Genomic DNA, 24,823 nt, shown 5'->3' with positions numbered 1-24,823 from the left:
GTGGCGTCAGTGCGGCGCGACGCCGGCGGCCTCCGGCAGCGGAACGATGGGTGGTGGCGCGTCCGCGTAGAGCTTGTGCATGACGATCACGACCCGGCGGTTGGCCGCGGCCGACGGCGTGGAGGGGATGGCCAGCGCCCGGTCGGCCCGGCCGGAGACGTCGAGAATATTGGTGTCCGGGTAGCCGGCCTTGACCAGGGCCTCTCTGGCGTAATCCGCCCGCAGCGCGGACAAGGTCCAGTTGGACATGCTCCAGTTCTTGCGGGCCCGGTAGGCGTCGGCGTCGGTATAGCCGATGATGGAAATACGTTCCGGCATGGGCGCGAGCCATCGGGCGATTTCGGCCAGCATCTGCTGCCCCATGCGGTTGGGCGCCGGCGATCCGGAATCGAACATCGGGGTATTGCTTGCGTCCCGCAATTCGATCCGGAGGTCGTTCTGGCCCCGGCTGATCGCGATGTTGGGGGTCGCGGCGCGCAGAGCCGGGTCTTTCTCGATCGCCTGGCGCAGGCTGGACGCCATCTGGTCGATCCGGCCCTGTTCGGTGGTCGCGTCGGGGACGCCGATATCGGTCGTGCTCCGGGCGCCGCCGCTGTCCGGTCCGCCGATCGGGACGACGCTGGGCGCCCGCGGGACGAAGCCTGTCCTGATCCCGTATGTGATGTCGTCGGGAGACCCGCCCTCGGTGGACGAGACGGGACCGCGCCGGGCGCCGGGTTTTCGGGATTGCGGTGTGTTCGGGCTCGTATCGTCCCGGATGATCTTCAACGCCTTCCCGTCAGTGAGCGGAGAGGGCGTGCTGTCGAGCATGCCATCCGTCGGTGGCACGAGGGTCTTGTAGTCCGCCATGGGATTGAAGAATTGCGCGATGCCCCTGCGCTGTTCGTCGGTTGTCGCGTTGAGGAGCCACATGACGAGAAAGAACGCCATCATCGCCGTCATGAAGTCGGCGTAGGCGATCTTCCATGCCCCCCCATGATGGGTCGGCCCGTCGGACTCTCCGCCGCGCTTGATGATGATGGGAGGCTTGTTGTTTCTCGCCATGTGTGGCTACCGTGATCTTACATGCTCTTGAGGTGGACCTGGCCGACGCGGCAGGACGGATTGCCGCGATAGGCCGCGCGCCCGGCATGCGTCAGGGACAGAGACGTATCGAGCCAGACTTCGCCGCCGATTTCGCGCCAGCGCCGGCAGAAGGTGAAATCCTCGCTCAGATAGGTGCCGGTTTCCGGATCGATGCTGGCGTCGAACAGGGCGTGGCACATGCCTTCGTCACCGCTGCCGGCGGCGTCGATCCGGCGATAGGCGGTTTCGGGGTAATGCCTGATCATGCTGGCGATCGCCTTGCGGCTGATCATCATGAAGCCGGTGCCCGCGTAATGCGTGCGCAGCAGCGGCCCTTTTTCCCAGGTCTGGTGCATGGCGTCCGTCTCGCCGACATAGCGGAGCGAGGAGGTTTCCTGCGCTTCGCCGCGCAGGATGTTCTCCTGGGTCGCCTGGTCCCAGAACCGGTCCTTGATCGGATACATGCCCGCGATCACGTCCTTGCCGGCCGCGAGAAGGCGGGCCGGCGCTTCGCCGGCGAAGCCGATATCGGCGTCGATGAACAGGATGTGCGAGGCATCGGAGCGCGTGAAGAACTGATGGACCAGGGTATTGCGCGCCCGGCTGATCATCGCATCGTCGCCGAGCAGGGAGAGCGTCATCGGAGTTCGCATGATGCCGGTGCAGGCAATGACGGATTCCATGTATTCCTGCGTTACCAGGCCGCCGAAACAGGGCGTGGCGATGAAGATCTTCGCGGTCTGTTGTTCTGTCTGTTCCATGCGCTTTCCTGGCCGCTCATATCCATTGGGATGTCCGGATCGTATCGGGCGCGGTCATGCTCCGGCCCCGATGAACAGCGATAGCCGGGGCATTCCACTTACTCAAGGACGAAACAGGGTAAAAACGACGATCGTCCGGCCTGCGTGATGTATGAACATTGCATGTCAACCTGGGATCATTCGAACTCGCCGCGACATATCGTCGATTTCGGCCAGTTCCCGCCGGGCGCGGACCGCCTTTTCTTCTTCCTGACGCCGTTCCAGAAGTGCGGTCGCCGCCTTCAGCGCCGCATTGGCCTGCATCAGGGTTTCGCGCGCCTGGTGCGATGCCCGGGTGGCGGCATGCAGGGCGTCGCGGGCGCGCTCGACCGCCTCCTGCCCGAAGGGGAGCCAGTGCCGGAAAGCGTCGGGCGTCGTGTGATCGGACCGCGCTGCCTCTCGTTCGTTTTCAATCGCCGCCTGGCTGTTTTCCAACTGGCGATGCGCCGCGTGCTCCTCGGCCAGCGCCTGGGCCATCATCGCCCTGGCTTCGTCGACTTGCGTCCTGTGCAGGCGGATCAGGGACTGGAGCGCGCGGGTGCGGGACGTCATTGCGCGGCCGTGGCGGCCGAGAGGGCGCCGCGCAGGGCGTCGAAGCTCTGGGCGATCGTGGCGCTGTCGTGGCGCGCCTGTTTCAGGACCTGTTCGATCGCGGGGGCGACTCGAATGGCCTTGTCGGTGACGGGATCGTTTCCGGCCCGATAGGCGCCCAGGCGAACCATGTCCTGGATATCGTCCCAGGTCGCGAGATCGGTGCGCGCTTCCTGCGTCAGGGCATTTTCTTCCACGCTGTTGCAGCCGGGAACGGTGCGCGAGAGGGAGCGCAGGACGTTGACGGCGGGATAGCGCCCGGATTCGGCGATCCGCCGTTCCAGCACCACGTGCCCGTCGAGGATGCCGCGCACCGCGTCGGCGACGGGCTCGTTGTGATCGTCGCCTTCGACGAGGACCGAGAACATGGCCGTGATCTGGCCGGCCGCGCCGTCCGGGCCGGCCAGGCCCGGGCCCGCGCGTTCTAGCAGGCGCGGCAGTTCGGCGAAGACGCTGGGGGGATAGCCCCGCGTCGCCGGCGGCTCCCCCGAAGACAGGCCGATTTCCCGCAGCGCCTGGCAAAAACGCGTGACGCTGTCCATGAGCAGCAGCACCGATCGACCCTGGTCGCGGAAATATTCCGCCACCGTCATCGCCGCATAGGCGGCTTCGCGGCGCATCAGGGGAGAGGTGTCGGAAGTGGCGACCACGACCACCGATTTCGCCAGTCCATCGGGGCCCAGATCGTCTTCCACGAATTCCCGGACCTCCCGGCCGCGTTCGCCGACCAGCGCGATCACCGCGACGTCGCAATCGGTGTTGCGTGCCAGCATACCCATCAGCGTGGATTTCCCGACGCCGGAGCCGGCGAACAGGCCCAGCCTCTGGCCCTGGCGGCAGGTCGTGAACAGGTTGAGCACCCGCACGCCCAGATCGATACGCGGCCCGAGGCGGGCCCGCAGCGCCGCCTCGGGGGGAGGGGCGTGCAGCCGGCAGGGCTCGCCGCCCGGGGGCAGCGGGCCCTTGCCGTCGACGGGGCGGCCCATCGGGTCGATGACGCGCCCCTGCCACAGGGGATTGACGGCCAGCGTGCCGCCCGCCCTGCGGCGGCGCTGGTCCTGGTCGAACAGGCGGAAGGTCGCGCGGCAGCCCGATCCGATGCCCGCCAGCGACCCGAACGGCATGGCGATCGCCGTGTCGCCGCGAAACGCGACGATTTCGGCATCCGTCTCGCGCCCGTCCAGTCCGACGATGCTGACGCGGTCGCCCACGCCGGTAAAGTCGCGCATGCCGCTGAGGGAGACGGAAAGCCCCGTCAGGCCGGTGACGCGCCCCTCCAGAATGCCGACGGGGATATCATGAAACGGGCCGGCCACGGCGTTGCGAATGGCATCCAGCGTGCGGGACATCCCGGCACCCAGTGCTGCGTCTCGCGACGTTCTTTCGGTTCCGGCATTCGTTTCGTCAGGAAGCACGCTGGATCTGTTCCGTCAGGTTCGAGGCTGTTTCGGCGGCCTCTTCAGAACATGCTGGAATAAAGGCCGCTGCTCGACGACGAGGACGAGTCGCTGGCGCCGAACAGCGCCGCGATGCCTTCGTCGCTTGTATCGCCGCCGTACAGATCCATCAGGGATGCCGGCTTGTCCGGCTTCTGCGGCGTGATTTGCAGCAGGGCCAGATATTGTTCTGCATATTGCTGGATTTCCTTGGGGGTCGAGAGCTTGGTGAGATCGACCTTGTTCTTGAGCAGGCGGACCTGCTCGTCATAATCCAGGGTTCCGAACGTCGAAGGATCGTAGCCCGAAACCGTTTCCGCGACGGTCAGCAGGGTGGTGTCGGACATCAATTGCGACAGGGATGTGATGCCGCTCATCTTGCGTGTGAAATAGAGCGCGTTGCCGACCCCGTCATCCTGCATGTCGGGGCTGTTTTCGTACTGCTCCTGTTCGAACTGCGACACGACCGTGCCGATATTGACCCCGCTCGCGGTGTCGACGACCGTGCTGTTGTTCGTCAGCGTCGTGTCCGGCGTCAATGCCGATGTCGAAACGTTGGGAGGCTGGATATTGACCGTGTAGGCAACGCCGTTCACCTGCGCTTGCAGGGGCGGAATGGTGTGGGTGTACTGGCCGTTGACCTGGAGCAGGTTTCCGGTGCTGTCGAAGCTGGTGGTCAGGGCCGTGCTGGTCACCGTCGAGCCGTAGGGATCGATGATATAGGCCTGCCAGGTCGATGGCGCGGTGGTGCTCTGGACCCATTTGACCGAAAGAGTCGTCTGATTGTCGGGGGAGACACCATTCGCGGTGTCCGAGGCCTGGTTCGGGTCGAACGGTGCCGTGACGTAGGTCTGGCCTGTCCCCGACAGGCTGCCCAGGGTGATCGAGGGAAGGGTGAGGGTGGTGCTGGAACCCGACGACGACGTCAGGCTGGCGACCTGGCTCGCGTTGATGCTGGTGGAGGGCGTGTTGCCGGTGGCCATCGTGACGCCGCCTGTTCCGCCCGGCGTGCCGAGATCGAGGCCGAGGGCCTGGGACGCGTAGGTGCCGTCCGGCTGCGCGATGTTCAGGGTGAGGGGGAGCGAGATGGTGCCGTCCGTCGCCGGAGGCACGGCGTCGCCGGTCGACGCGTCGGTGACGGATGCCATGGTGCCGTCGGGATTGAACGTGACCTGATAGGCGTTCGCCTGGACCGCCGCGTTGCCGTCGGCGTCATAGGCGCTGACGGTCCAGGCCAGGGGGTTGGTGGTGCTCTGCGCCCATTTCAGGGCGACCTGATGGGCGGTCGAACTCGAATCGTAGGCGGTGACGGGGGCCGTCGTATAGCTCTGGCCCGTCTTTGCGGCTGACGGCAGGGTGATGCTGGCGGAAATGGACGTCGTCGCCGTGAAGGTTTGGGCGAGCACGTCGGAGACCCCGTCGGCAAGGAAGGGCGACACCGAGGTCGACCCCTTGTTCTGGCCCCAGATCTTGAAGGCGTCGGCGAAGGCGAGCCAGGCCGCGTTGCCCGACGATCTGGCAAGGGACTTGGACGAGGTCGGGTCCTGCGTCAGCAGGTCCTTGATCAGCGCGGTCTCGTTGGCGATCGAACTGAGCCCGTAGGCGCCCAGTACCACTTGCAGGACCGAGTAATTCTTGAGGAGCCCGTCGACCGAGGTGATCGACGTGGCATCCTTTTCGAATGTCGCGACCTGCTGCCGGGTGACGCTGTCGGTCTTCGCGTAGGTCGCCGCGGCCGTCGGTTCGTCCTTGATGGCGGAAAGATATGACGTAACCGGAGAGACGACGGAGATGGACATCAGCCCGATCCTTGATTCCCTGCCATGACGCGAAAGGTGCGACTATGATCCCGTTGCGCCAGTCTAGAGCCTTCGGATCGTCATGGCCATAGGGTCATTCTCATGAAACCGAGGAGACAGAGGGCGCGATTTCTTTGGCTCCATTTCAGGTAATGGTCGCGATCGTCTTGATACGCGCGCGCGGATAGATCTCGGATTGCGAGAGGACCGAGACGCTGGGCCGGACGCGCTCGACGATCGAGCGCATGGAGTCCCGCACCGGGGTCGAGACGACGATGACCGGCACCTCGCCGGTGGCCGACACGGTATTGAAAGTCTCACGCAGGCGCGCGACGAAACGGTTCAGCAGGGAGGGCGGCATGGCCAGGCGCCGTTCCTCGCCCTGTCCCGTGATGTGGTTCAGGAACTCGGCCTCCCATTCCGGGGACAGCGTGATCATGGGGATATAGCCGCCCGGGCCTTCCAGGGTGCTGCAAATCTGCCGGGAGAGGCGGACGCGCACATGGCCGGTCAGGTTCTGTATGCCGCGCAGGCCCAGGCCGCTGCCTTCCTGGATGCTTTCCAGGATCGTCGGCAGATCGCGGATCGAAATGCGTTCCGCCAGCAGGGATTGCAGGACGCGCTGCACGGTGCTCAGCGTCACCTGGGACGGGATCAGGTCGTTGACGAGCTTCTGCTGCTCGCGCGGCAGATCGTCGAGCAGGGACTGGGTGGCGACGTAAGTCAGCAGGTCGGGCAGGTTCTGCCGGACCAGTTCGCTGAGATGGGTCACGATGACGCTCGCGGGGTCGACCACCGTGCATTTCAGCGCGATGGCCTTGGTCTTGAGCGACGGGTCGATCCAGACCGCGGGCAGCCCGAAGGCGGGCTCGGTCGCCTTGTCGCCGGCCAGGGGCGGCGCGCCGCCGGAGGGGCTCATGGCCATCAGCTTGCCGGGCTTCGCCTCGCCCGACCCGATTTCGATTTCCTTGAGCTTGATGACATATTTGTCCGACGACAGCAGGATATTGTCCTGGATCCTGACCGGCGGCGTCACGAAGCCCATCTCGGTCGCGATCGCCCGGCGCAGCGCCTTGATCTGTTCGGTCAACTGGGAGTTCTCGCCGCTGGTCAGCGGCAGCAGGCCGAAGCCGAGTTCGAGGCGCAGCAGGTCGAGCTTGAGGACATCGGAAATCGGTGCCGTCGCCGGGGCGGCGGGCGTGGCCTCGGTCACGTCGCCGTCGCTGTCCGTGGTGGGCGTCCTGTGGCGCCACCAGGCCCCCGCGCCGGCCAGGGCGGCGATGGCCAGGAAGGGGATGGCCGGCAGGCCGGGCAGCAGCGCGAAGCATGCCGCCAGGACCGCCGCCATGGCCAGCGGCTTGGGATTGCCGCCCAGTTGGCGGACCAGCGTGACGTCGGCCGACCCGTCCGTGCCGCCCTTGGTGACGACGATGCCGGCGGCGGTCGAGACCAGGAGCGCTGGAATCTGCGAGACCAGCCCGTCGCCCACCGTCAGGGTCGTGAAGGTGCTGGCGGCCTCGTTCACCGGCATGCCGTGGCGCAGCACGCCGATGGCCAGGCCGCCGACGATATTGATGGCCGTGATGATGATGGCGGCGATCGCGTCGCCGCGCACGAATTTGGCGGCGCCGTCCATGGCGCCGTAGAACGCGCTTTCCTCTTCCAGTTCGCCGCGCTTGCGGCGGGCCGTCCGTTCGTTGATCGCGCCTGAGGACAGTTCGGCGTCGATCGCCATCTGCTTGCCGGGCATGGCGTCGAGGAAGAAGCGGGCCGCGACTTCCGCGATGCGGCCGGAGCCCTTGGTGATGACCATGAAATTCACCACCAGCAGGATGGAGAACACGATGCCGCCGATCACGACGTCGCCTCCCATCAGGAAGCCGCCGAACGCGGCCACCACATGGCCGGCGGCATAGGTGCCTTCGTTGCCGTGGCTGAGGATCAGGCGTGTGGTCGCGATTTCGAGGGCCAGCCGCAGGAGCGTCGTCAGCAGCAGAAGGGTGGGAAACGAGGTGAACTCGATCGGCTTTTCAAGGAAAAGCGAAACCATGAGCACCAGCGCCGAGGTGGTGATCGACAGCGACAGCCCCATGTCGAGGATGAAGGTCGGCAGCGGGACGACGAGGATGGACAGCAGCAGCAGGACGCCGAGCGCGAGGCCGATATCCGTCCCCGGGACCAGGGACCGCCAGGAGAGCCCGCCGGGCCCGCTGCCGCGCAGGAACCTGGTCGACGACGCCATGCCGCGCAGAAGCGACGGAAGCGCGGCGCGCGCGGTGGCCCCGGCCGTCAGCCTGCCCTCGCCGGGGCTCGCGATCGTGCTGCCATTGGCGGGGTCCAAGATGCCGCGTTTCCTTATCACATGCCGGATCACATACCGGTCGCAATCATGACGTTACCGACACGATTCGCCATGGCCGCGAAGCCCGGTTTCTGAGCCCGATAAGTACCGGTATAGTTCGCGTTGAGCAAGGCGCGAAAATGATGTTTGCGCGGTCGGGGGCTTTCGGCCCATCCGAACCGGGCGGGGCGGGATAGATGACGGAAACTGGAACGATGGACGACATGGTGGCCGGGGCGGAGCAGGGAGCGCCGCCCGGGGACCTGGCGTGCTGCAAGGACAGCCTGTTGCGATCGCCGACGCCCGATACGCTGATCCGGATCTGCGACGGGCTGGTGGGCGACGGACGATTTGCCGATGCCCTGCGCCTGATCCTGGAAGTGACGTCCCTGCGTCTCGATGACTGGAAGCTCAGTCTGGCCGGCGCGACGGTGATCCTGCGGTACAGTGCCTGCTATGACATCGTGGAGACCCTGTTGCGCAACGTGTTGCGGTGCAGCCCGGACAATGTGCCGGCGCAATCGTTCCTGGCGCATATCCGGATGGCCGCCGGCGATATCGCCGGGGGATGCGGCCTGTTCGCCGACATGACGCAGCGCTATCCGGCCGAGCGGGCGAATATATGCGAATTCATATCGATGTCGCTTCTGGAGGTCGGATATCCGGAGGAGGCCCTGAAGATCCTGCGGTCCCATCTTCAGGGCGGGGAGGTGACCGCCGCGCTTCTGAACAATCTGGCATGCGCCCTGGAGCGTCTCAATCGCTCGGCCGAGGCCCTGCCGTGGTACGAGCGGGCACTGGCGCTCGACCGGTCCAAGCCCGAGATCAGTTTCGGCTATTCCTGCACGCTGCTGAAGGCCGGGAGGCTGCGTGAGGGGTGGGAGCTTTATGTCGGGCGGAAGCTGATCGTCGATGACGAGACGGCGTGGTTCATGTCCCTGCCGCGCCTGCGCCATGGCGACGACGTGGCGGGGCGGAAGGTCCTGCTGTTCTCGGAGCAGGGGCTGGGCGATACGATCCAGTTCATCCGCCTGGTTCCTTTCCTGCTGGAAAGGGGAGCGGAGGTGACCGCGCTCGTGCCTCGCACGCTGGTTCGACTCCTGGCCCAGTCCTTCCCGGGCGTGTCCGTTCACGACAAGAAGGGCTTCGGCGAGAAAACGGGGTACAGCTATGCCGCCCCCATCCCGGACCTGCCGTATATCGCCGGCGTGATGTCGGTGCGCGACATTCCGGATACCGTTCCGTATCTGCGTGCCGATGACGGTGACGTCGCGCGATGGGCGGCGCTCATGCCCGTTGCGCGGCCGCGTGTGGGCCTGGTCTGGGCGGGCGACCGGCGGACGCAGTCCGAGCATGTGATGGCGGACAAGCGCCGGTCGACCACCCTGGCGGACATGGGAGCGGCCCTGACGCCGGCCGACGTGACGCTGGTCAACCTCCAGTTCGGCAGGCCGCGCGCGGAAATCGCGACGTGGGAGGGGCAGGCCCTGTTCGACCCGATGGACGGGGTTCGGGACATGGCCGATACCGCCGCGATCATGAAAAATCTCGATCTGGTCATTTCCGTCGATACCGCGCCGCTGCATCTCGCGGGGGCCGTCGGCTGCCCGGTCTGGCTGATCAGCCGTTGGGACGCGTGCTGGCGCTGGGGCGACGTGGGAGACAGTTCGCCCTGGTATCCGAACATGCGCGTGTTCAGGGCGCGGGAGCGGTCATTCGCGCCGGTGTTGCAGGAAGTCGGGCGCGCCCTGCGCAACTGGATATAGCAGGGGGAGAGTGCCGCTCAGCCCGTGGGGCCGGCCAGTGCGACGGGATTGGCGCGGTAGGATGCCAGGGTGCGTCCGCGCATGTTGCCCGCCGCCGGCCGGTGGAGCGTGGGCTGGGAAAAATGGGCAAATCCCTGGAACGGATGGAAGGTCCTGGCTGGCGGCGGCGGATTGCCGTCGGCTTCGGGCTGCGCGTCGGCGGTGCGTGTCGGCTGCCGGATCGCCCGGGGCATGGCGGGATGGGGGAAGGCCGGTGGGGCGGGGGCGGGCCGCGTGTCCCGCCCGTCCTGCGGGATCGCCCAGGCCTCCAGCACCTTCCATTGGTAGGGCGTGCCGATGCCGGGGGTCTGGGAATGGTAGGCGGCGGCGGCCCGGGGCCAGCTTCCCGTCTTGTCATACATCTGGAGCAGGAACCGGCCGGCATAGAGCGCATTGGCCATCGGGTCGAATGCCTGGTCGAGCGAGGCGAAGGCGTCCGGGTGCTGTTGCAGATTGACCTGCATGCAGCCCACATCGATCGACTGGATGCCTTGCTGGCGAAAGATCTCCACGGCCGCGGTCGCCTCGGCACGGGTCGGGTAATAATGTCCGATTCCCGCTGCCGTGATCGTCCATGGCCACGCCGAAATCGTGCCATCGGGGCCCGGCCTGCCGCTTTCGACCCGGCTCATGGCATTGAGGAACCCATCGGGGACATGCAGCGCCCGTTCGGCCTGCGCCGTGGCCGCGATGCATCGCGCGGCTTCGGCCGGATAGGCCAGGGCGCTTCGCGCAGGCCAGAACAGGGCGGCTGCGGCCATCGCCGTCAGGGCAGGGCCGGTCAGGACCCGTTTGGAGATGCGTGCCGGCGGCGATCCGGCAGGTATTTCCCGTGTTCCGGTGCGTGTGGCCCTCAAGGCCGCTCTCGCTCAACGGCGCGTATGTCCAAACGGGCTTTCACGGGCCCTCTCTCTCCCCGTCTTCATGATACCCGTCCGGCTTTACCGCATTTCCCGGGCTGTTCACAACCGGGTGGCGGTCGTGCCCATTTCGCGCCGGAGGGGCATTGAATGTCGGGGACCGGCGGCGTATCCTTCTGGTCCGTCATGGTCATTTCGCGGAATGCCATGAGCCGACATGCAAAGGTGACCAGCGTCCATGAGGACTTGCCCCGGAACGGCCGGCCTCCATCGCGACCGTTCCGGGAGCGGAGAGGGAATACGGGCCGCCTGGTCCCGCCCGGAGAGCAGGCAGATGTTCTGTTTCCGGCGGATCGTGGCGTTGATGTCCACGCTGTGCCTCCTGATCGGGTTGGTGCCGCCCGCGCCAGCCCATGCCGCGATGGTCCGGGTGAAGGATATCGTCGATTACGAGGGGGTGCGCGACAACCAGTTGGTCGGTTATGGCCTGGTCGTCGGACTGCGCGGTACGGGCGACCGCCTGACCAATACGATCTTCACCCGCGAGACGCTGATCAGCATGCTCAATCGGCTGGGCGTGAATATTCGTGACCGCGAAGTCCAGTTGCAGACGCACGACGTGGCCGCCGTGATGGTAACCGCGACGCTGCCGGCGTTCTCACACGGGGGCGGGCGGATCGACGTGACGGTTTCCGCCGTCGGCGATGCCCGCGACCTGGCCGGCGGAACGCTGCTGGTCACGCCGCTTCAGGCGGCCGATGGCGAGGTGTATGCCGTGGCCCAGGGGTCGCTCGTCACGAATGCGTTCTCGGCCGGCGGCGCCGGCGCCGCCATGACGCAGAACATCCCGACCAGCGGCCATATCGCCAATGGCGCGGTGGTCGAGCGCGAGGTGCCGGTCAGCCTGGGGGCCGGCGGCATCATCCACCTGTCCCTGCGCAACCCCAATTTCACGACCGCGAACAGAATCGTCGATGTGATAAACCGCCATTTCGGGCGCGGCATGGCGCGCGTCGAAGACCCGCGCACCATCGCCATCAACCTGGTCGGCCGCGATGTGGCGGAAACCCTGTATCGCATCGGCGATTTGAGCGTCGAGCCCGACACGATGGCCAAGGTCATCGTCGACGAGGCCAGTGGAACGATCGTCATGGGTGACAATGTGCGCATCAGCACGGTCGCCATCGCCCAGGGGAATCTGACGATCCAGGTGACCGAGGCGCCCGTGGCCTCGCAGCCCGGCCCGTTTTCCAACGGCACCACCGCCATCCTGCCGCGCACGCAGATCACCGCGAGTACCGGCAGTTCCAATCGTCTTGGGATATTGCGCGAGGGGCCGACTCTTGCCAGTCTTGTGTCGGGCATGAACGCCCTGGGCATGGGACCGCGCGACATGATCGGTATCCTCCAGGCCATCAAGGCGGACGGCGCTCTTCAGGCCGATCTTGAAGTAAGGTAGCTTGACATGAGTGGGGTTGGCAGTGTCGCGTCTTCGCTGTCCTTGATCGACCGGCAGCCTGTTGCGTCCGGACAGGCGGAACAGGCCCGCAAGGCGGCGGTCTCGTTTGAAAGTGTGACCATCGGCGAATTGTTGCAGCCGATGTTCGATACCGTCGATACGTCCGACGGCATGTTCGGCGGGGGGGCGGCGGAAAAGCAGTTCCGGTCGCTTCAGGTTCTGGAACTCGGCAAGCAGATCGCCAAGAGTGGCGGGATCGGCATCGCCGACAGCGTCTATCGCCAGATCCTGGCCATGCAGGAGCAGAGCCAGCAGGTGGCGGGCGGCCAGGAACCGGCCCGGCGGGAGGCCGGCCCGCGGGAGCAGGGCCAGTCATGAAGCGCGCGCCGGACAGAACGGCGCGGTCTCTCCTGGCCGGCTTCCAGAGGGTCTGTGCCGTTCTGGAAGCGGAGAACGATCTTCTGAAAGCCGGCAGGCTGCGGGATGTCGTGGAGATGCTTCCGAAGAAGCAGAGAGAGATGGAAGCCCTGGAGAGCATCCTGCTGGTCGACGGGGAAGACGCATTGCCGGCCGAATACACGCAGGTCCTGATGACGCCGGAAACCGAAGAGGCGGCCGGGCGCTTCGGTGCGCTGGTGCGGGCCAACCGTATCCTGCTGCAAGGTGCGATCGACGCGCAGAACGTCCTGATCCGGCTGATCGTCGTGGATGCGACGCAGGAAGCAGGGGTCGGGTATGGGGCTTCGGGTCAATATATGGCCAATATCGGCGCGCAGACGGCATTGACCCTGCGCAGCGATGTCTGAAAACCTGACCGCACCTGATATCGTGCAGGTGCGAACGGACGGTCTCGCCGCATTCGATCTCTCGCTATCCCGAAAAGAGTATTCATGACATTGCGACGTCATTTCATGGTGCGTCTACCGGGCATCCGGTGGCATGCGATCCGGGTGGGCGCGGCGACGCTGGCATCCGTCGGACTGGCGGGCTGCCTGTCTCCGGCAAGGCCTTATCTGGATATGGACAGGCGCCTGTCGGACGCCGGTTTCGTTGCGCACAAGGCGGACACGACGGCGCGCTACGCCATGATGAATACGCTGCCGCCCGGCGCGCTGACCTATCGTCCGTCTTCGGTCGGGCCGGTCTATCTTTATGCCGATCCGATCGGGTGCGGCTGCGTGTATATGGGGTCGGCGACGGCCTACAGCTATTATCTGTCGGCGGTCGATGCCGGGAAAAGGCGGCGGCGGTCCGTGCCGGCTGCGTCGGCGATTCCGGCGATGACAGCGGAGAACAGGCGCGATACGGCCGAGTGGGACTGGAGCGCATGGTCGCCCAATGCGGACCCCGGTCCGACCCAGCCCCGGCATGTGATCGGCGGATACTGGTAGGAGAGCGGTTCCCTAGCGGGCAGGCCGGCCCAGGAAATTGTTCTCGAGCCGTCTCAACTGCTGATTTGTCTGCCGGGTCGATGCCGGGGTCTTGGTTCGGGCATTCCTCGATTTCTCGTTTCCCGGTGCGGGGCCAGGCTCCGTGGCGTGCATTGCCGGGAGCGTGTCGTGAGGCCTGTCGCCGGGATTGGCGTTTGGCGTGCGGGTGATCGTCGGCGCGGCGGGTGGCTGTGACGATCCGGATTCGGTCTTGCCTGTCCGGGTGTCAATCAGGGGCGCCGTCTCGGTTTCCGGCCGCATGCTGTCGGGTGCGAGATCGTTCCGGACATGGAGGGTGTGGTCGGGTGTGACTTCAGCGGCCTTTTCGAGTAGTCGCTCCAGCTTCCTTTCGTGCGGGGAGGCCTTGATGGTTGCCGTTTCGAGGCGATCGGCCGTCGCGTCGGCCTTGGTGACCATGCTGTCCAGTTCGGTGCCCGTGACCCGGGCCAGTTCGATCATGCGGCTGAGCGGACGGCCGCTGACTTCGCCCGCCACGCGCAGCTTCTCCACGCCATCTTCCGCGCTTTTTACGCTGGCCTCCAGTTTCTCGACCAGTGCCATCAGGCTTTCGCGGTCGCGCCTGAGACTGGACAGAATGCGGCTGAGATAAAAACTGTAGATAATTCCCAATAGCAGGAAGAACGATAAAACGATTTCGATGATCAACTGGATCTGCGTCAGCATCTGCGATGATCCTGGTTTCTTATTCGCTTGATGCGAGGGGAGGTGTGCTGTGGGGGTGCGGGCTGTCCGCGGGCACCAGGCGCCGTTCGATCTTCACGGCCGCCTTGCCATGCAATTGCCCGAGTCTGCCTTCGAACAGGGACGTCTGCCCGCATTGCAGCGTGACATGGATCGGGATGTCGCGCCGGTAGGGAAAGGCGATCTGCATGCCCGGACGCAGGGCGAGCACCTGGGAAAGCGGTATCAGTTTTTCCTCGAAGACGGCGGAGACCTCGACGTCGGTTTCGAGAATCTCGGAAATCAGGTGGTTTTCCCAGATCGAGTCGCGGCCGAACCGTTCGCCCATGAATTGCTGGGACAGGCGGTCACGCACCGGCTCCAGCGTCGCATAGGGGATGATGAGGTCGAGATTGCCGCTCTTGTCCTCCATGTCGATATGCAGCTTCGTCATCACCACGGCATTGGAGGCGCGGGCGATCGCCGCGAAACGGGAACTGACCTCCAGCCGTTCGAAGCTGAGATCGATCGTGCAGACCGGTGTGAAGGCTGCCGAGAGGTCGTTGAGCGTCAGCGTGATCAGTTTTTCGATCAGGGATCGTTCGATCGCCGTATGCGGGCGGCCTTCGGTCCCGACATGGCCGACGCCGCGCGGGCCGCCCATCAGGATATCGATAATGGAATAGGACAGGGCGGAATCGATGACGATCAGGCCGTAATTCTCCCATTGGACGGCCTTGAACACCGCGAACAGCGAGGATGACGGCACCGTATTCATATAGTCGCCGAAACACATCGAGCGTGTGCTCTCCATGGTGATTTCGACGTTGTCGTTCGTGAAATTGCGCAACGTGGACGACAGGAGTCTGACGAGCCGGTCCAGTACGATTTCCAGCATCGGCAGGCGTTCGTAGGCCACGAACCCGGCCTTGATGACGCGCTCCATGCCGGTTTCCTCCCGGTCGGGGAGGCTGGAAAAACTATTGCCCAGCAGGCTGTCGATCTCGGACTGGTCGAGAACATGGCTGCTGATCATGCTGTTCTCGAACCCTGTCGACGCGTCCTCTCGCCTCGCGTGGGCCTGGGCCGATTCGTGCCCATGGATGTCGGACGGCGCATCGGCGTCGCTCTCCTGGGGCGGGTCGGCGTCCGGCGTGTCGTTTACGTCCTGCATAGTGTCTTCGCCACGGTTTGAACTCTATTCTGCGCGAGCATCAAGTAAATCGTTTCGATTACTGAATCAGGAATTCAACCAGATACAGGTTCGTGACCTGCAAGGGCGTTAATTCCGCTCTCAGGCGACGGATGATCGCCTCGCGCAGCCGATAGATGCCGTCGCCCCGGATATCCTGCGGCCGTGTCTCGTGGAGGTATGTCTGGAAAATGTCCTGGACGCGCGGAATCATGTTCTGGAGCGAGGCTTCGTCCCGCGCGCCCGAAATTTCGACCTTGGCCGTCAGTTTTACATAGACCGGCCGGCCATCGCCATTATCGAGATTGGACACGATCGACGGGATGCCCAGGATGATCGGGGGATGAAGCATCTGGCTCGCCTGGCGTGCCACGCCGTGCTGGACCGAATGAAACAGGCGGCCCTTGGTCATGAACATCGTGGCGCCGCCCGCCGCGAGGATAATGACCACGAGACCTGCGAGGAGCATCGTCTTCCTGGAACGGCCGGGTGCGGCTTCCGCTGCCATGGATTGTCGTCTTTCGTCCGCGGAAGAAAGCCCGGATGCGCCGCCGGTTACAGTCTCGCTCATATGCAGGTGGCTCCGGGAAGGGAGGTTAACGCTTTGTTGACAGTGTAGCTACTGCACGGTGCATGCTCAATGGGAGGGCTGGGCCGTTCGTGACGATTGGCGGCGTGGCCGCCATCGACTGGCGCCGTGCGCCGCGCGATGGGATCGAAGGGGTGTCATTGACCCGTGTCGGGGAGGTCGGCTGGTTCGATGCGGCCGGAAGGCGACGCGGCCATGTCGGCCGGGCATGAACGAACGAATTGGAGGCCGATTGCAGCACGCTGTCTGCCGGCGAGGCGCGGCATCGCGTATCGGCTGAGGAACAATCGTATTCGTTACGCCGGCTGGCCTCTGTCCGTCAGAGGCCAGCCGGGTGTGGATCAGCTTACTGCTTCATGGCGATGGTGGTTTGCAGCAACTGGTCCGCGGTCGTGACGACCTTGGTATTGGCGGAATAGGCTTCCTGCGCGACGATCAGGGCGGACAGGTCGCTGGTCAGGTCGGTTGTGGAGGATTCCACATATCCGACCGCCAGCGTGCCGGTGCCGTTGGCCCCGACGGTGCCGATCCTGGCGTTGCCGGAGGCCGCCGTGACGGTATAGGCCTGCCCGTCGACGGCATTCAGCCCGTCGACATTGGCGAAGTTTGCCAGCGCGATCTTGCCCACCAACTGGGTGCCGGTGTCGAACTGGGCCATGACCGAGCCGTCGCTTTCGATCTGGATCCCCTGATAGGTGCCGGTGGCGACGCTGTCAGACGTGAGGGACGAGGTGTCCGTGCTCAGCGTCGAGGCCGTCGAAAGCGAGGCGTTGCTGAGATTAGCCGTATAAGCCGTTCCGCCGACCGTGAGCGCCAGAGCGCTGAGGCCGCCTGGCACCGGCGTCGGGCTGTTCGGGTTTGGCGTCAGATCCGAGACGGACGCCGCGGCGCCGGTGGCCGGGTCGAAGGTAACCTGATAGGAATCCGAAAGGCTGGCGCCGGTATATGGATTGACGAATGTCAGGTTCCAGACGGGGTTGGTCGTGGCGCCGGTGACGGGTGCCTGCGTCCAGACGGCGGACACTGCGTCCGCGCCGGTCGTGTCGGTCGCGGAGGTGTCGAACGGCACCGTCGTATAAGTCTGGGCGGTTCCAGTGGTGGTGCCCAGGATCGTGGCCGGCATCGTGAGTGTGCCGGCTGTCGTTCCGGCGGCCAGGGGATTGACCTGTTTGGCGGTCGGGGTCCCGGTGGCGGCCGCCAGGGTCGTGCCGCTGGTTCCACCGATCGTGCCGAGATTGAGCGTGATGTTCTGCACCGCGCTGCCGTACGTCGCGGTGATCGGAATGGAAGCGGTTGCGCCGCTTGCCGTCACGGTGGTGGCGGAAGCGCCGGTTCCGGAGGTAACGGACTGTATCGAGCCATTCGTATTGAATGTGACGGTTGACGTATTGGCTGCGATCGCGCCGCCGCCGCTGGCGTCGTAGGCGCTGACGGTCCACACATATGGATTGACGCTGTTCTGGGTCCAGTTCAGGCCCACCGAATGCGGCTCGCCATTCGCATCATAGGTCGTGACCGGCGCGGTCGTATAGGTCTGGCTGGTGCTCGTCGGATTTGTGCTGCTGGCCGGAAGCGTGCCGACAGTGGCATTCAGCGTCAGCGTCGTCGTCTGGGTCGGCCGGAAGGCGATGTTGTTGACATTGAGCTGGGTCAGGGCGGTGCCGAGTGTTCCGGTCTTGGGATCGGCCATGTAGCCGTCGAGATAGTAGCCGCTGGTATTGACCAGGTAGCCTTCGTTGTTCTTGTAGACCTCGCCGTTGCGCGTGTAGTAATCCTGAGACGAAAACTGCGGAATGGCTGAGGTCGTGGCGCCGGTTTCCTTGGAAACGACGAAGAGGCCGCTGCCGGAAATCGAACTGGCAAGCTGATCGGTGCTGACCGACGCCGTGCCCTGATTGTCCACATGCTGGACGGTGACGGCGGAGACGGAATCCGAAATATCGGATGAGGCCGTGCTGGCCAGCGAACTCGCGACGAAATCCTGGAACGCCGTTGTGGTGGCCTTGTACCCGACCGTCTGGCTGTTGGAGATGTTGTTGCTGAGATTCGTAAATGCGGTCGACTGGGCGTTGATACCGCTGACAGCCGTGGTAAGGGCATTGAAAACTGACATCCGTCGTCCCCGCCTTGCGCGCGCAGCTCTCTGTTCCGCCTACCATCAAGCAGGAAAGATCATTACCCGATCACGGCCTTGCGGCTTATGACATCATGTCGGGCGTAGGATCTTACGGACATGGAATGGCGGCTGAAACATTCCCTGCGCGACACCTGTGCCTTGCTAGGCACCTGAGTAGCATGGGCGACGCGAAACGCAAGGACTTCCTGCGCCATTCTAGGCTGATGGCTACAGGAAATATGTTACCAAATTATCTCCAGCCGGGAATATGATGCAGAGGCCGACCAGTCGGGCCGTCTTTTACTGTCGGGGCGCGCGTGAGCCCGGGGTCTTGAGCTTCATGATGTACGCGATGATCGCGGCGACCGGCTGGAAATAGTCCGGCGGGATTTCGGAATCCACCGGCAGGGTATAGAGCGCGCGGGCCAGCGGTGGATTGGAGACGATCGGGACTTTTGAATCTTCGGCCGCCTCGCGGATCCGGGCGGCCAGTTCGTCCGAACCCTTGGCGACGACCCGGGGTGCGGCATCCGAACTGTTTTCATACGACAGCGCCACGGCATAGTGGGTCGGGTTGGTGACGATGACCGTGGCCTTCCTGACCGCCTGGATCATGCGTTGCCGGGCGCGCTGCATGCGGATCTGTTTCTGCTTGGCCTTGACCTTGGGATCGCCGTCGGCTTCGCGCGCTTCTTCCTTGATGTCCTGATGGCTCATGCGCAGTTTCTGTAGCCGGTGGTAGCGTGTCCAGATCTCGTCTAGGACGGCGATCACGCCCTGGATCGCCAGGATGATCAGTGTGGCATAGACGAACCAGGAGATGAGTTCCGCGGTGAGGTGGCGGAGGGTCCAGCGTTCGGCCTCGGGCGCGATGTGCAGAGTTCCTTGCGCCACGCCATAGAGCACGGCCCCGAAGACGACGAACTTGACCAGGCTTTTCAGCATTTCGATCAGGTTGGTGACGCTGATCACGCGTTTGATCCCCGACAGGGGAGACAGGCGTGTGATATCGGGGATGAGAGCCTGGGGCCGGAACAGCAGGCCCGTCTGCAGCATGCTGGAAGCAATGACGACAGCCATGCAGACCAGCACCAGAGGCGCTGCCAGCAGGGCCCCTTCGCGCACCGCCTGCCGGAGCATCAGGTAGAGTGCGTTGCCATCCGGTGGGATCGTATCGAACCGCTCCATCAATCCGCGCATGTGTCGTAGAAACAGGCCGCCCGAGAACGTGGTCGTCATGGTGAAGACGGTGAGGAACGCCCCCAGGACCAGGAGCATCTGCGTTTCGCGGGATTGCGCGACATTGCCGTCTTCGCGCGCCTTTTCCAGTCTTTTCCCGGTCGGCGCCTGCGTCCGGTCGTCGCTGGCCGATCCTTCCTCCGCCATGTGGGCCGGCCCCTATCCGTGTGGTGCGGGGGTTGCGCCCACGCCCGGCAAGGTGACGAGCAGGTCGCTCATCCTTTCCTGCCAGACGCCGGTCATGACCTGGATCAGCAGGGCCAGCAGAAGGATGCCGCCCAGTAACTGGGCCGGCATGGCGATGCCATAGACCTGGATGGAGGGCATCAGGCGGTTCAGGACGCCGAGCATGGCCGGCCACAGGGTGCCGATCAGGATGAAGGGCGCGGCCAGTTGAAGTGCCAGGACGAATGTCTGTGCCGTTGCGGTCACCACGCTTTTCGTCATGTCGCCGAGCATCGGCATATGGCCGGGTGGAAACAGGTGGTACGAGCCCGTCACCGCGACCAGCGGCAGGACGTAGAGGCCGGTGGAGAGGAAGATGACCGGTGTCAGCGAGGAGGCCATGTGGCTGACGGCCGTGCTGGATGCCCCGAGTTCCGGGTCCGGTTGCAGGATGCTGGCGAGGCCGGTGAGAAGGGCGATGATCTGCATCGCGATGATCAGCGCCATGGAGACGAGGCGCGCCAGCAGCCCGATGAAGGCGCCGCAGAGCAGTTCGCCCGCGATGATGGCGACCACCATGGACGGTTGATGAAGCGCCGGACCGGATACGGCCACCAGATGACCCTGTACCACCGGCAGGATGGTGATCGTGACGACCAGGGCGATCCCGGCCCTGACCACCATGGGGGAGGTCATTTCGCCGAAACCGGGGGCTGTCATCACCATCGCGCTGACCCGGCACAGGGTCATCAGGAACATCGCGGCCAGGACGGGGATGGAACCGCCGGGAAAGAACGGATCTCCGCTCATTCCACGATGGTCGTTGCCGGCGCGCGGCCCGTCTTCACGAGCCGCCCACCATGATCATCTGATCGAAGATGGTCTGGGCGTAAGTATGCAGTGTGGAATACATGAACGAGCCCGTCAGCATCAGGGCTGCCGCAGCGGCCATGAATTTCGGCACGAAAGACAGGGTGGCCTCGTTCACCTGGGTCACGGCCTGGAACAGGGAAACCAGGATGCCGGCGCATAACGACGCCAGCAGGGACGGCGCGCCCATCTTGACCGCCACGATCAGCGTCTGGCGCAATATTTCATGGATGTCGACCGTATGCTGCATCTGTTCGGGACTTGGAGCCTGGCTGGAAAAAAGGGCCGGTGAGCGAGAACGGCCCATCGGGGCCGTGCCCGGCATGTCGTTCCGAATGTCCGCGCCTGGACGCTGTGTGCAAGGCCGGCCGGCACGGCGACTTTGCACACAGCGTCTTCAGATCGACATCTTCATGACGTCCTGGTAGGCCTGAACGATACGGTCCCGCACCGTGGTGACGGTTTGCAGGGTCAGTTTTGCTTCTTCCACGGACGTTGCGATATCGGTCAGGTTGCCCTTGCCGGACAGGCCCTGCGCCGTCATCGTCTCGGCGGTCTTGCCGGTCTGGACCGCGTTTTGCAGCGCGCCATTCAGGACGTCGCCGAAACTGGATACGGAATCGGAGGAAAAATCGTTCCGCGTGTCGTCGGCCGATGGCTGCAAGGCCTTCTGGGTCTGCCCGTAGGCATTGAGCGCATCGAAGCTGCGGGTGGTGATATCGCTGATCATCGTGTCGGTGCTGCGCCCCTTCTGCCTGGCTGGGTATCCCGGCATGCCACTGCCATTCAGTGCCTAACCCAGTCCTGGCGCGACGGCAAGAGCGGCGTTTTTACCTTTGATTAATATAAAATGACGGAGCGGGAATGGTTTTGAGTGGATGCTGGGCGGCGGATTGGGATCATGATAGAGAGTGTCCTGCACGCTCCGGCATCATCGGGAGGTGGGAGCAGTCGTGGCATGGCGGCGGGAGAGTGTCGGGTCGCGCGTGCATGGAGTGCGACGTTGAAGTGCGACGTTGATAGGTCATTCATATCATATAGAGTGCATATGCGACGTTTGGTGAGCGGTGCCACGGCGGTGGTCGCTTTGCTGGGGATGGGTGGTTGCGGAGCGGCCATTGCCAGGGGGAGCAGCAGCGCGACCGCGCATACCGGAGAGGACGGTCTCCGCTGTCCGGCGGGGCCGGTCCATATCGCGGAAGTTCATGCGATCACGCGACAGAACAATCCCGCCGATCCGAACCTGCCGATCGGCGAGGCCTCGGTGGAGGTCTGCGCGACGGACGCCACCAAATTTTCGGATGTCGTGACGCGTGGGGCACCTGACGATTCGGCGGCCGGTGGCGCGGTCGGGCAGAAGACGGGTGTCAACGGAACGATACAGATACGCGGCCGGACCGCGCAGATGGATGCGACCGTCTATGCCCCCCTGGCCGAAGCGGATATCGCGCAATGCAGCCAGCGCGACGAGGGCCAGCAGCCGGATGGCGGGGGCGCACCATGCAGGCCGCATGGATTTGTGACGAGCTTTGCCGGCACCTGGGTGTTTTCGCCGGGAACGTGGCAGAGTTTTCAGGCGGGAGCCGATTCGGCAGGTAATCCGATCGTCCTGGCCGTCAGGATTTTGAACGGACCCGTGGAATAAGGGCTGGACGCGTGTCGGGAGCGCGTTTTCAGGTAGTCTGCCAGACATAAAAAATGCCCCCGGCGCGATCGCCGGGGGCATCTCCCCTTTCAGGCCGCTGGCCCGAAAGGACTTACTGGAACAGCGACAGGATATTCTGCGACTGCGAGTTGGCGATGGTCAGTGACTTGATGGCCAGCGACTGCTTGGTCTGCAGCGAGGTCAGCTGGGCGCTGGCGGCCGACATGTCGGCGTCGGTCAGCGCGCCGATGCCGTTGGTCAGGTTGTCGGAGATGGTCGCGCCATAGGTGGTCATGTTGGTGATGACGTTGGAGTTGGAGCCCAGCGTCGACGTCACGAAGGTCATCGCCTTGATGGCGGCCTGAACCTGGGCGATCATGTCGGAGATCGACGCGGTTCCGGTGAAGCCGGTGCCGAGCTTTCCGCCGGTGCTTTCGAACACGTTGCTGGTCGGGGAGACGCCGGCGGTGCTGTTGACGGTCAGGCCCAGGGCGTCCGTCAGGCTCGTGCCGGTCGTGCCCTGCACAAAGCTGGTGGCGTTCGTGAGCAGACCGCCCGACGCATTGGACAGATAGCTGGCAATGGTCGAATTGAAGCCGGTGATGGTCGTGCTGTCGCCCTGCAAGCCCGTGACGTAGGTCAGGTCGCTGGACGTGATGCCCAGGCCGTCCGTCGTGCTGCCGGAGAGCAGGTTGACGCCGTTGAACGTCGCGTTGCGGGCGATGGTGTCGATCTGGTTGAGGTAACCGGTGATCTGCGTGCCGATCTGGTCCAACGACGCCGGGCTGCCCTGATTGTTGCCGAGCGAGGTCACCGCATCCTGCACTTCATGCAGAACGCTGAGGATCTGATTGGCGGCGCTGGCCGTCGAGCTGACGGTCTGGGAGGCGAAGGTCAGGCCGTCATTCACCGCGCTCTGGCCGGACACGTTGCCCTGCATCTGCTGCGCGATGCCGAAGGCAGCGGCGTTGTCGGCGGCGGTGGAAACCTTGAGGCCCGTCGAGACCATGTTTTCCGTGTTGCTCAACTGACTCTGGGTCGCGTTCAGCGTCTCGATGGCGACTTTCGCCGAGGCATTGGTGTTGATGGAAAGGCTCACCGCATTTTCTCCATGCTGCATATCCTGGTATGCGCCAGGTCATGGTCAGAAAATCGGGAAATGGCTAAGAGAAGGTTACCAGCACGATCCCGGCGAGAATTTTCATGGCGACGGCGTGGATGAAACCGGACCGGTTGGACGGCATCCGATCCCCATGTTTTCGGCACAGGATAGCCTCGGGCAGAGGAGTAGGTTAGAATGACACGCGTCGAGTATGAGAAATCGCAGACGGTAAGATGATGATTCATCCAGCACTCAAAGCCTATCAAGCCGTGACTGAAACGTCCCTTACCGGAAGGGAGGCCGAGGCCGTCTGTTTCAGAATGCTTATCGAGGATCTTGAGGCCGCGGCGCGCGGGGGCGATCCGCAGGCGCGCAATCGGGCGCTGGACCGACATCAGCGCCTGTGGTCGATGATCATGAAGGCGAATATCCTGGATAACGGCCTGGCGTCCGAAGAAGACCGGACGCTCTTTGTCCGGCTGGCCGACCAGGCCCAGAAATATGGCATCAGGGCCATCCTGCATCCCGACCTGTCCCTGGCGCCGCTGATCGAAATCGCGGAAAACGTGCTTGCCGGGCTTGAGATGGTGTCGGAAGGAAACGAACGGGGCAGCGGCGCCGACAGGATGGTCTGATCGCTGACAAGACTCGCTGGCCGCGATGAGGCGCCGGTCCGGTGGATCAGAAGAGGTCCATTTCACCGGTGCCCATCGATTGGCCCGAACCGTCCTCCCCTTTCAGGACCTGGACGACTTCGCTGAGCGTGACCCCCTTGGCCAGGCTGGCCACGTTGAGGGTGTCCGTGATTCCGATCGGGGACAGAGACATCAGGTTCTTCAGCACGGTTGCCGCGGAGGCGACAGTCTGTGTCGCCAGATCCAGTTTTTGCAGGCGGCAGATTTCCGCGCTGGTCAAGGCGGAGTTCCGCATGCAGTCCGCGACCGCCTGCTGGGCACTTGTCAGTTCCTCACCCGCCATGTCCAGGAGTTGCGTGACCTTGGAGACCGTGTCATGCACCGTTATTTCCGACTGGGGCGACCGGTGTTGCGATCCGTGTCGTGATCCTGGCGTGGTGGCGGATTGCATGGTCATCGCTGTCTTTCTTTCCACGCTCTGACGATCAGAACAGTTCGACGCCGGAACCGGCTTCGCGTGCCCATTGCCGTTCGGCTTCCGTCTCTTGCCGGCTATAGGCTTCTTCCTGGCGGACGATGGCCTGGTCATCCTGGATCAGGCTCTGCTGGGCCTTTCCCGATACCGGCCAGAACCTCACGCGCCTGGCCTGGGTGCCCCCGAGGCTCCGGGCGATGCAGGGAATGCCTTCATCCGCCAGATAATGCATCACGAAGAGGCTGTTTTCCTGCCCGATGCGGCCCAGCGATGGAACGATCGCCGCGCCCCCGAAGGCCTTGCAGCGCAGCCGGTCGCGCTTGCCACCTGCCTTCAGGATGCCATTGACCAGTTTTTCCATGGCGTTGGCACCGAAACGCAGGGCGCCCTCGTCTTCGCGCTCGCCCCCGCCCGGCAGGAGGAAGTGATTCATGCCGCCGAGTCGGGCCACCGGATCGAACATGCACACCGACACGCATGACCCCAGGAGGGTCATGAGAAGTGCTGACGGATCGTCCGAAACGACGA

The 24,823-nt window shown here is 64.4% G+C and carries 26 protein-coding genes; 8 read left to right on the top strand and 18 right to left on the bottom strand.

The genetic code is table 11. The annotated features are described in order from the left end of the window. Positions 1-6 precede the first annotated feature (6 nt). From HLH48_RS00400 to flhA, 6 genes are all read right to left on the bottom strand, one after another. Positions 7-1,044, bottom strand: a complete 1,038-nt coding sequence (locus HLH48_RS00400) for a flagellar motor protein MotB (protein WP_182995520.1) — start codon at positions 1,042-1,044, stop codon at positions 7-9. 17 nt (positions 1,045-1,061) lie between these two features. Continuing rightward, entirely contained in the window at positions 1,062-1,826 is a 765-nt protein-coding gene (locus HLH48_RS00395; protein WP_182995519.1) for a hypothetical protein, read from the bottom strand. A gap of 165 nt (positions 1,827-1,991) precedes the next feature. After that, a complete protein-coding gene (locus tag HLH48_RS00390; RefSeq protein ID WP_182995518.1) occupies positions 1,992-2,417 on the bottom strand; it encodes a flagellar FliJ family protein in 426 nt (141 codons plus the stop codon). Continuing rightward, positions 2,414-3,805 carry a flagellar protein export ATPase FliI gene (gene fliI / locus HLH48_RS00385; protein WP_182995767.1) on the bottom strand — a complete coding sequence of 464 codons (1,392 nt, stop codon included), beginning with the start codon at positions 3,803-3,805 and terminating at the stop codon, positions 2,414-2,416. Before fliI ends, HLH48_RS00390 begins: the two co-directional genes overlap by 4 nt. 110 nt (positions 3,806-3,915) lie before the next feature. Next, entirely contained in the window at positions 3,916-5,691 is a 1,776-nt protein-coding gene (locus HLH48_RS00380; protein WP_182995517.1) for a DUF1217 domain-containing protein, read from the bottom strand. 145 nt (positions 5,692-5,836) lie between these two features. Further along, entirely contained in the window at positions 5,837-7,933 is a 2,097-nt protein-coding gene (gene flhA / locus HLH48_RS00375) for a flagellar biosynthesis protein FlhA (RefSeq protein ID WP_182995766.1), read from the bottom strand. A gap of 296 nt (positions 7,934-8,229) precedes the next feature. Between flhA and HLH48_RS00370 the strand changes: the two genes are divergently transcribed. Beyond that, a complete protein-coding gene (locus HLH48_RS00370; protein ID WP_246386602.1) occupies positions 8,230-9,798 on the top strand; it encodes a tetratricopeptide repeat-containing glycosyltransferase family protein in 1,569 nt (522 codons plus the stop codon). A 17-nt stretch (positions 9,799-9,815) separates the two neighbouring features. Here HLH48_RS00370 and HLH48_RS00365 read toward each other — a convergent pair whose 3' ends face one another. Continuing rightward, on the bottom strand, positions 9,816-10,694 hold the full coding sequence (locus tag HLH48_RS00365; RefSeq protein ID WP_246386599.1) for a transglycosylase SLT domain-containing protein: 879 nt from the start codon (positions 10,692-10,694) through the stop codon (positions 9,816-9,818). Positions 10,695-11,061: 367 nt separating this feature from the next. On the opposite strand from HLH48_RS00365, the gene HLH48_RS00360 reads away from it, so the two are divergent. The 4 genes from HLH48_RS00360 to HLH48_RS00345 all read left to right on the top strand — a co-directional run bounded on the left by HLH48_RS00360 (position 11,062) and on the right by HLH48_RS00345 (position 13,547). Beyond that, a complete protein-coding gene (locus HLH48_RS00360; protein ID WP_246386666.1) occupies positions 11,062-12,156 on the top strand; it encodes a flagellar basal body P-ring protein FlgI in 1,095 nt (364 codons plus the stop codon). A gap of 6 nt (positions 12,157-12,162) precedes the next feature. After that, the gene (locus HLH48_RS00355; RefSeq protein WP_182995515.1) at positions 12,163-12,534 is read left to right on the top strand and encodes a rod-binding protein; all 372 of its coding nucleotides are present in this window, start codon (positions 12,163-12,165) and stop codon (positions 12,532-12,534) included. Further along, complete coding sequence (locus tag HLH48_RS00350; RefSeq protein ID WP_182995514.1) at positions 12,531-12,962, top strand: hypothetical protein; 432 nt, start codon at positions 12,531-12,533, stop codon at positions 12,960-12,962. Before HLH48_RS00355 ends, HLH48_RS00350 begins: the two co-directional genes overlap by 4 nt. 84 nt (positions 12,963-13,046) lie before the next feature. Then, a complete protein-coding gene (locus HLH48_RS00345; RefSeq protein WP_182995513.1) occupies positions 13,047-13,547 on the top strand; it encodes a hypothetical protein in 501 nt (166 codons plus the stop codon). A 12-nt stretch (positions 13,548-13,559) separates the two neighbouring features. On the opposite strand, the gene HLH48_RS22910 is transcribed toward HLH48_RS00345, so the two are convergent. Genes HLH48_RS22910 through HLH48_RS00330 form a run of 3 tightly spaced genes read right to left on the bottom strand, consistent with a single transcriptional unit; the run spans position 13,560 to position 15,928 of the window. Further along, complete coding sequence (locus HLH48_RS22910; RefSeq protein WP_220794939.1) at positions 13,560-14,270, bottom strand: DUF6468 domain-containing protein; 711 nt, start codon at positions 14,268-14,270, stop codon at positions 13,560-13,562. A 19-nt stretch (positions 14,271-14,289) separates the two neighbouring features. After that, positions 14,290-15,441 (bottom strand): flagellar motor switch protein FliM, encoded by a 1,152-nt coding sequence (gene fliM / locus HLH48_RS00335; protein ID WP_182995512.1) that lies wholly within the window; start codon positions 15,439-15,441, stop codon positions 14,290-14,292. A gap of 58 nt (positions 15,442-15,499) precedes the next feature. Continuing rightward, positions 15,500-15,928, bottom strand: coding sequence for a flagellar basal body-associated FliL family protein (locus HLH48_RS00330; protein ID WP_246386596.1), 429 nt, complete (start codon positions 15,926-15,928; stop codon positions 15,500-15,502). A gap of 191 nt (positions 15,929-16,119) precedes the next feature. Between HLH48_RS00330 and HLH48_RS00325 the strand changes: the two genes are divergently transcribed. Continuing rightward, positions 16,120-16,260, top strand: coding sequence for a hypothetical protein (locus HLH48_RS00325; protein WP_182995510.1), 141 nt, complete (start codon positions 16,120-16,122; stop codon positions 16,258-16,260). Between the two features lie 134 nt (positions 16,261-16,394). Here the strand turns inward: HLH48_RS00325 and HLH48_RS00320 are convergent, their stop codons facing one another. The 5 genes from HLH48_RS00320 to HLH48_RS00300 form a co-directional block, all read right to left on the bottom strand. Next, positions 16,395-18,161 (bottom strand): flagellar hook-basal body complex protein, encoded by a 1,767-nt coding sequence (locus tag HLH48_RS00320; RefSeq protein WP_182995509.1) that lies wholly within the window; start codon positions 18,159-18,161, stop codon positions 16,395-16,397. A gap of 303 nt (positions 18,162-18,464) precedes the next feature. Further along, the gene (locus tag HLH48_RS00315; RefSeq protein WP_182995508.1) at positions 18,465-19,550 is read right to left on the bottom strand and encodes an EscU/YscU/HrcU family type III secretion system export apparatus switch protein; all 1,086 of its coding nucleotides are present in this window, start codon (positions 19,548-19,550) and stop codon (positions 18,465-18,467) included. A gap of 12 nt (positions 19,551-19,562) precedes the next feature. Beyond that, positions 19,563-20,378: a flagellar biosynthetic protein FliR gene (locus tag HLH48_RS00310; RefSeq protein ID WP_182995507.1), complete on the bottom strand. Its 816-nt coding sequence runs from the start codon at positions 20,376-20,378 to the stop codon at positions 19,563-19,565. Positions 20,379-20,412: 34 nt separating this feature from the next. Then, positions 20,413-20,688, bottom strand: a complete 276-nt coding sequence (locus HLH48_RS00305) for a flagellar biosynthetic protein FliQ (protein WP_182995506.1) — start codon at positions 20,686-20,688, stop codon at positions 20,413-20,415. 147 nt (positions 20,689-20,835) lie between these two features. Next, positions 20,836-21,213: a flagellar hook-basal body complex protein FliE gene (locus HLH48_RS00300; protein WP_246386593.1), complete on the bottom strand. Its 378-nt coding sequence runs from the start codon at positions 21,211-21,213 to the stop codon at positions 20,836-20,838. 285 nt (positions 21,214-21,498) lie between these two features. Here HLH48_RS00300 and HLH48_RS00295 point away from each other — a divergent pair, with 285 nt between their 5' ends. Beyond that, on the top strand, positions 21,499-22,083 hold the full coding sequence (locus HLH48_RS00295; protein WP_182995505.1) for a hypothetical protein: 585 nt from the start codon (positions 21,499-21,501) through the stop codon (positions 22,081-22,083). A 112-nt stretch (positions 22,084-22,195) separates the two neighbouring features. Here HLH48_RS00295 and HLH48_RS00290 read toward each other — a convergent pair whose 3' ends face one another. Then, a complete protein-coding gene (locus tag HLH48_RS00290) occupies positions 22,196-23,182 on the bottom strand; it encodes a flagellin (RefSeq protein WP_182995504.1) in 987 nt (328 codons plus the stop codon). 236 nt (positions 23,183-23,418) lie between these two features. Here HLH48_RS00290 and HLH48_RS00285 point away from each other — a divergent pair, with 236 nt between their 5' ends. After that, positions 23,419-23,820 (top strand): flagellar biosynthesis regulator FlaF, encoded by a 402-nt coding sequence (locus HLH48_RS00285; protein WP_182995503.1) that lies wholly within the window; start codon positions 23,419-23,421, stop codon positions 23,818-23,820. A gap of 46 nt (positions 23,821-23,866) precedes the next feature. Here HLH48_RS00285 and HLH48_RS00280 read toward each other — a convergent pair whose 3' ends face one another. Both HLH48_RS00280 and HLH48_RS00275 read right to left on the bottom strand, forming a co-directional pair. Further along, a complete protein-coding gene (locus tag HLH48_RS00280; RefSeq protein WP_182995502.1) occupies positions 23,867-24,202 on the bottom strand; it encodes a hypothetical protein in 336 nt (111 codons plus the stop codon). Between the two features lie 103 nt (positions 24,203-24,305). Beyond that, positions 24,306-24,791 (bottom strand): chemotaxis protein CheD, encoded by a 486-nt coding sequence (locus tag HLH48_RS00275; RefSeq protein WP_182995762.1) that lies wholly within the window; start codon positions 24,789-24,791, stop codon positions 24,306-24,308. Positions 24,792-24,823 lie beyond the last annotated feature (32 nt).

Origin of the sequence: Gluconacetobacter sacchari, assembly GCF_014174255.1 — a bacterium.
In the GTDB taxonomy this organism is placed as follows: Bacteria; Pseudomonadota; Alphaproteobacteria; order Acetobacterales; family Acetobacteraceae; genus Gluconacetobacter; species Gluconacetobacter sacchari.
The sequence above is the reverse complement of the archived record's forward strand: the minus strand, read 5'-3'. Positions and strand labels throughout refer to the sequence as shown.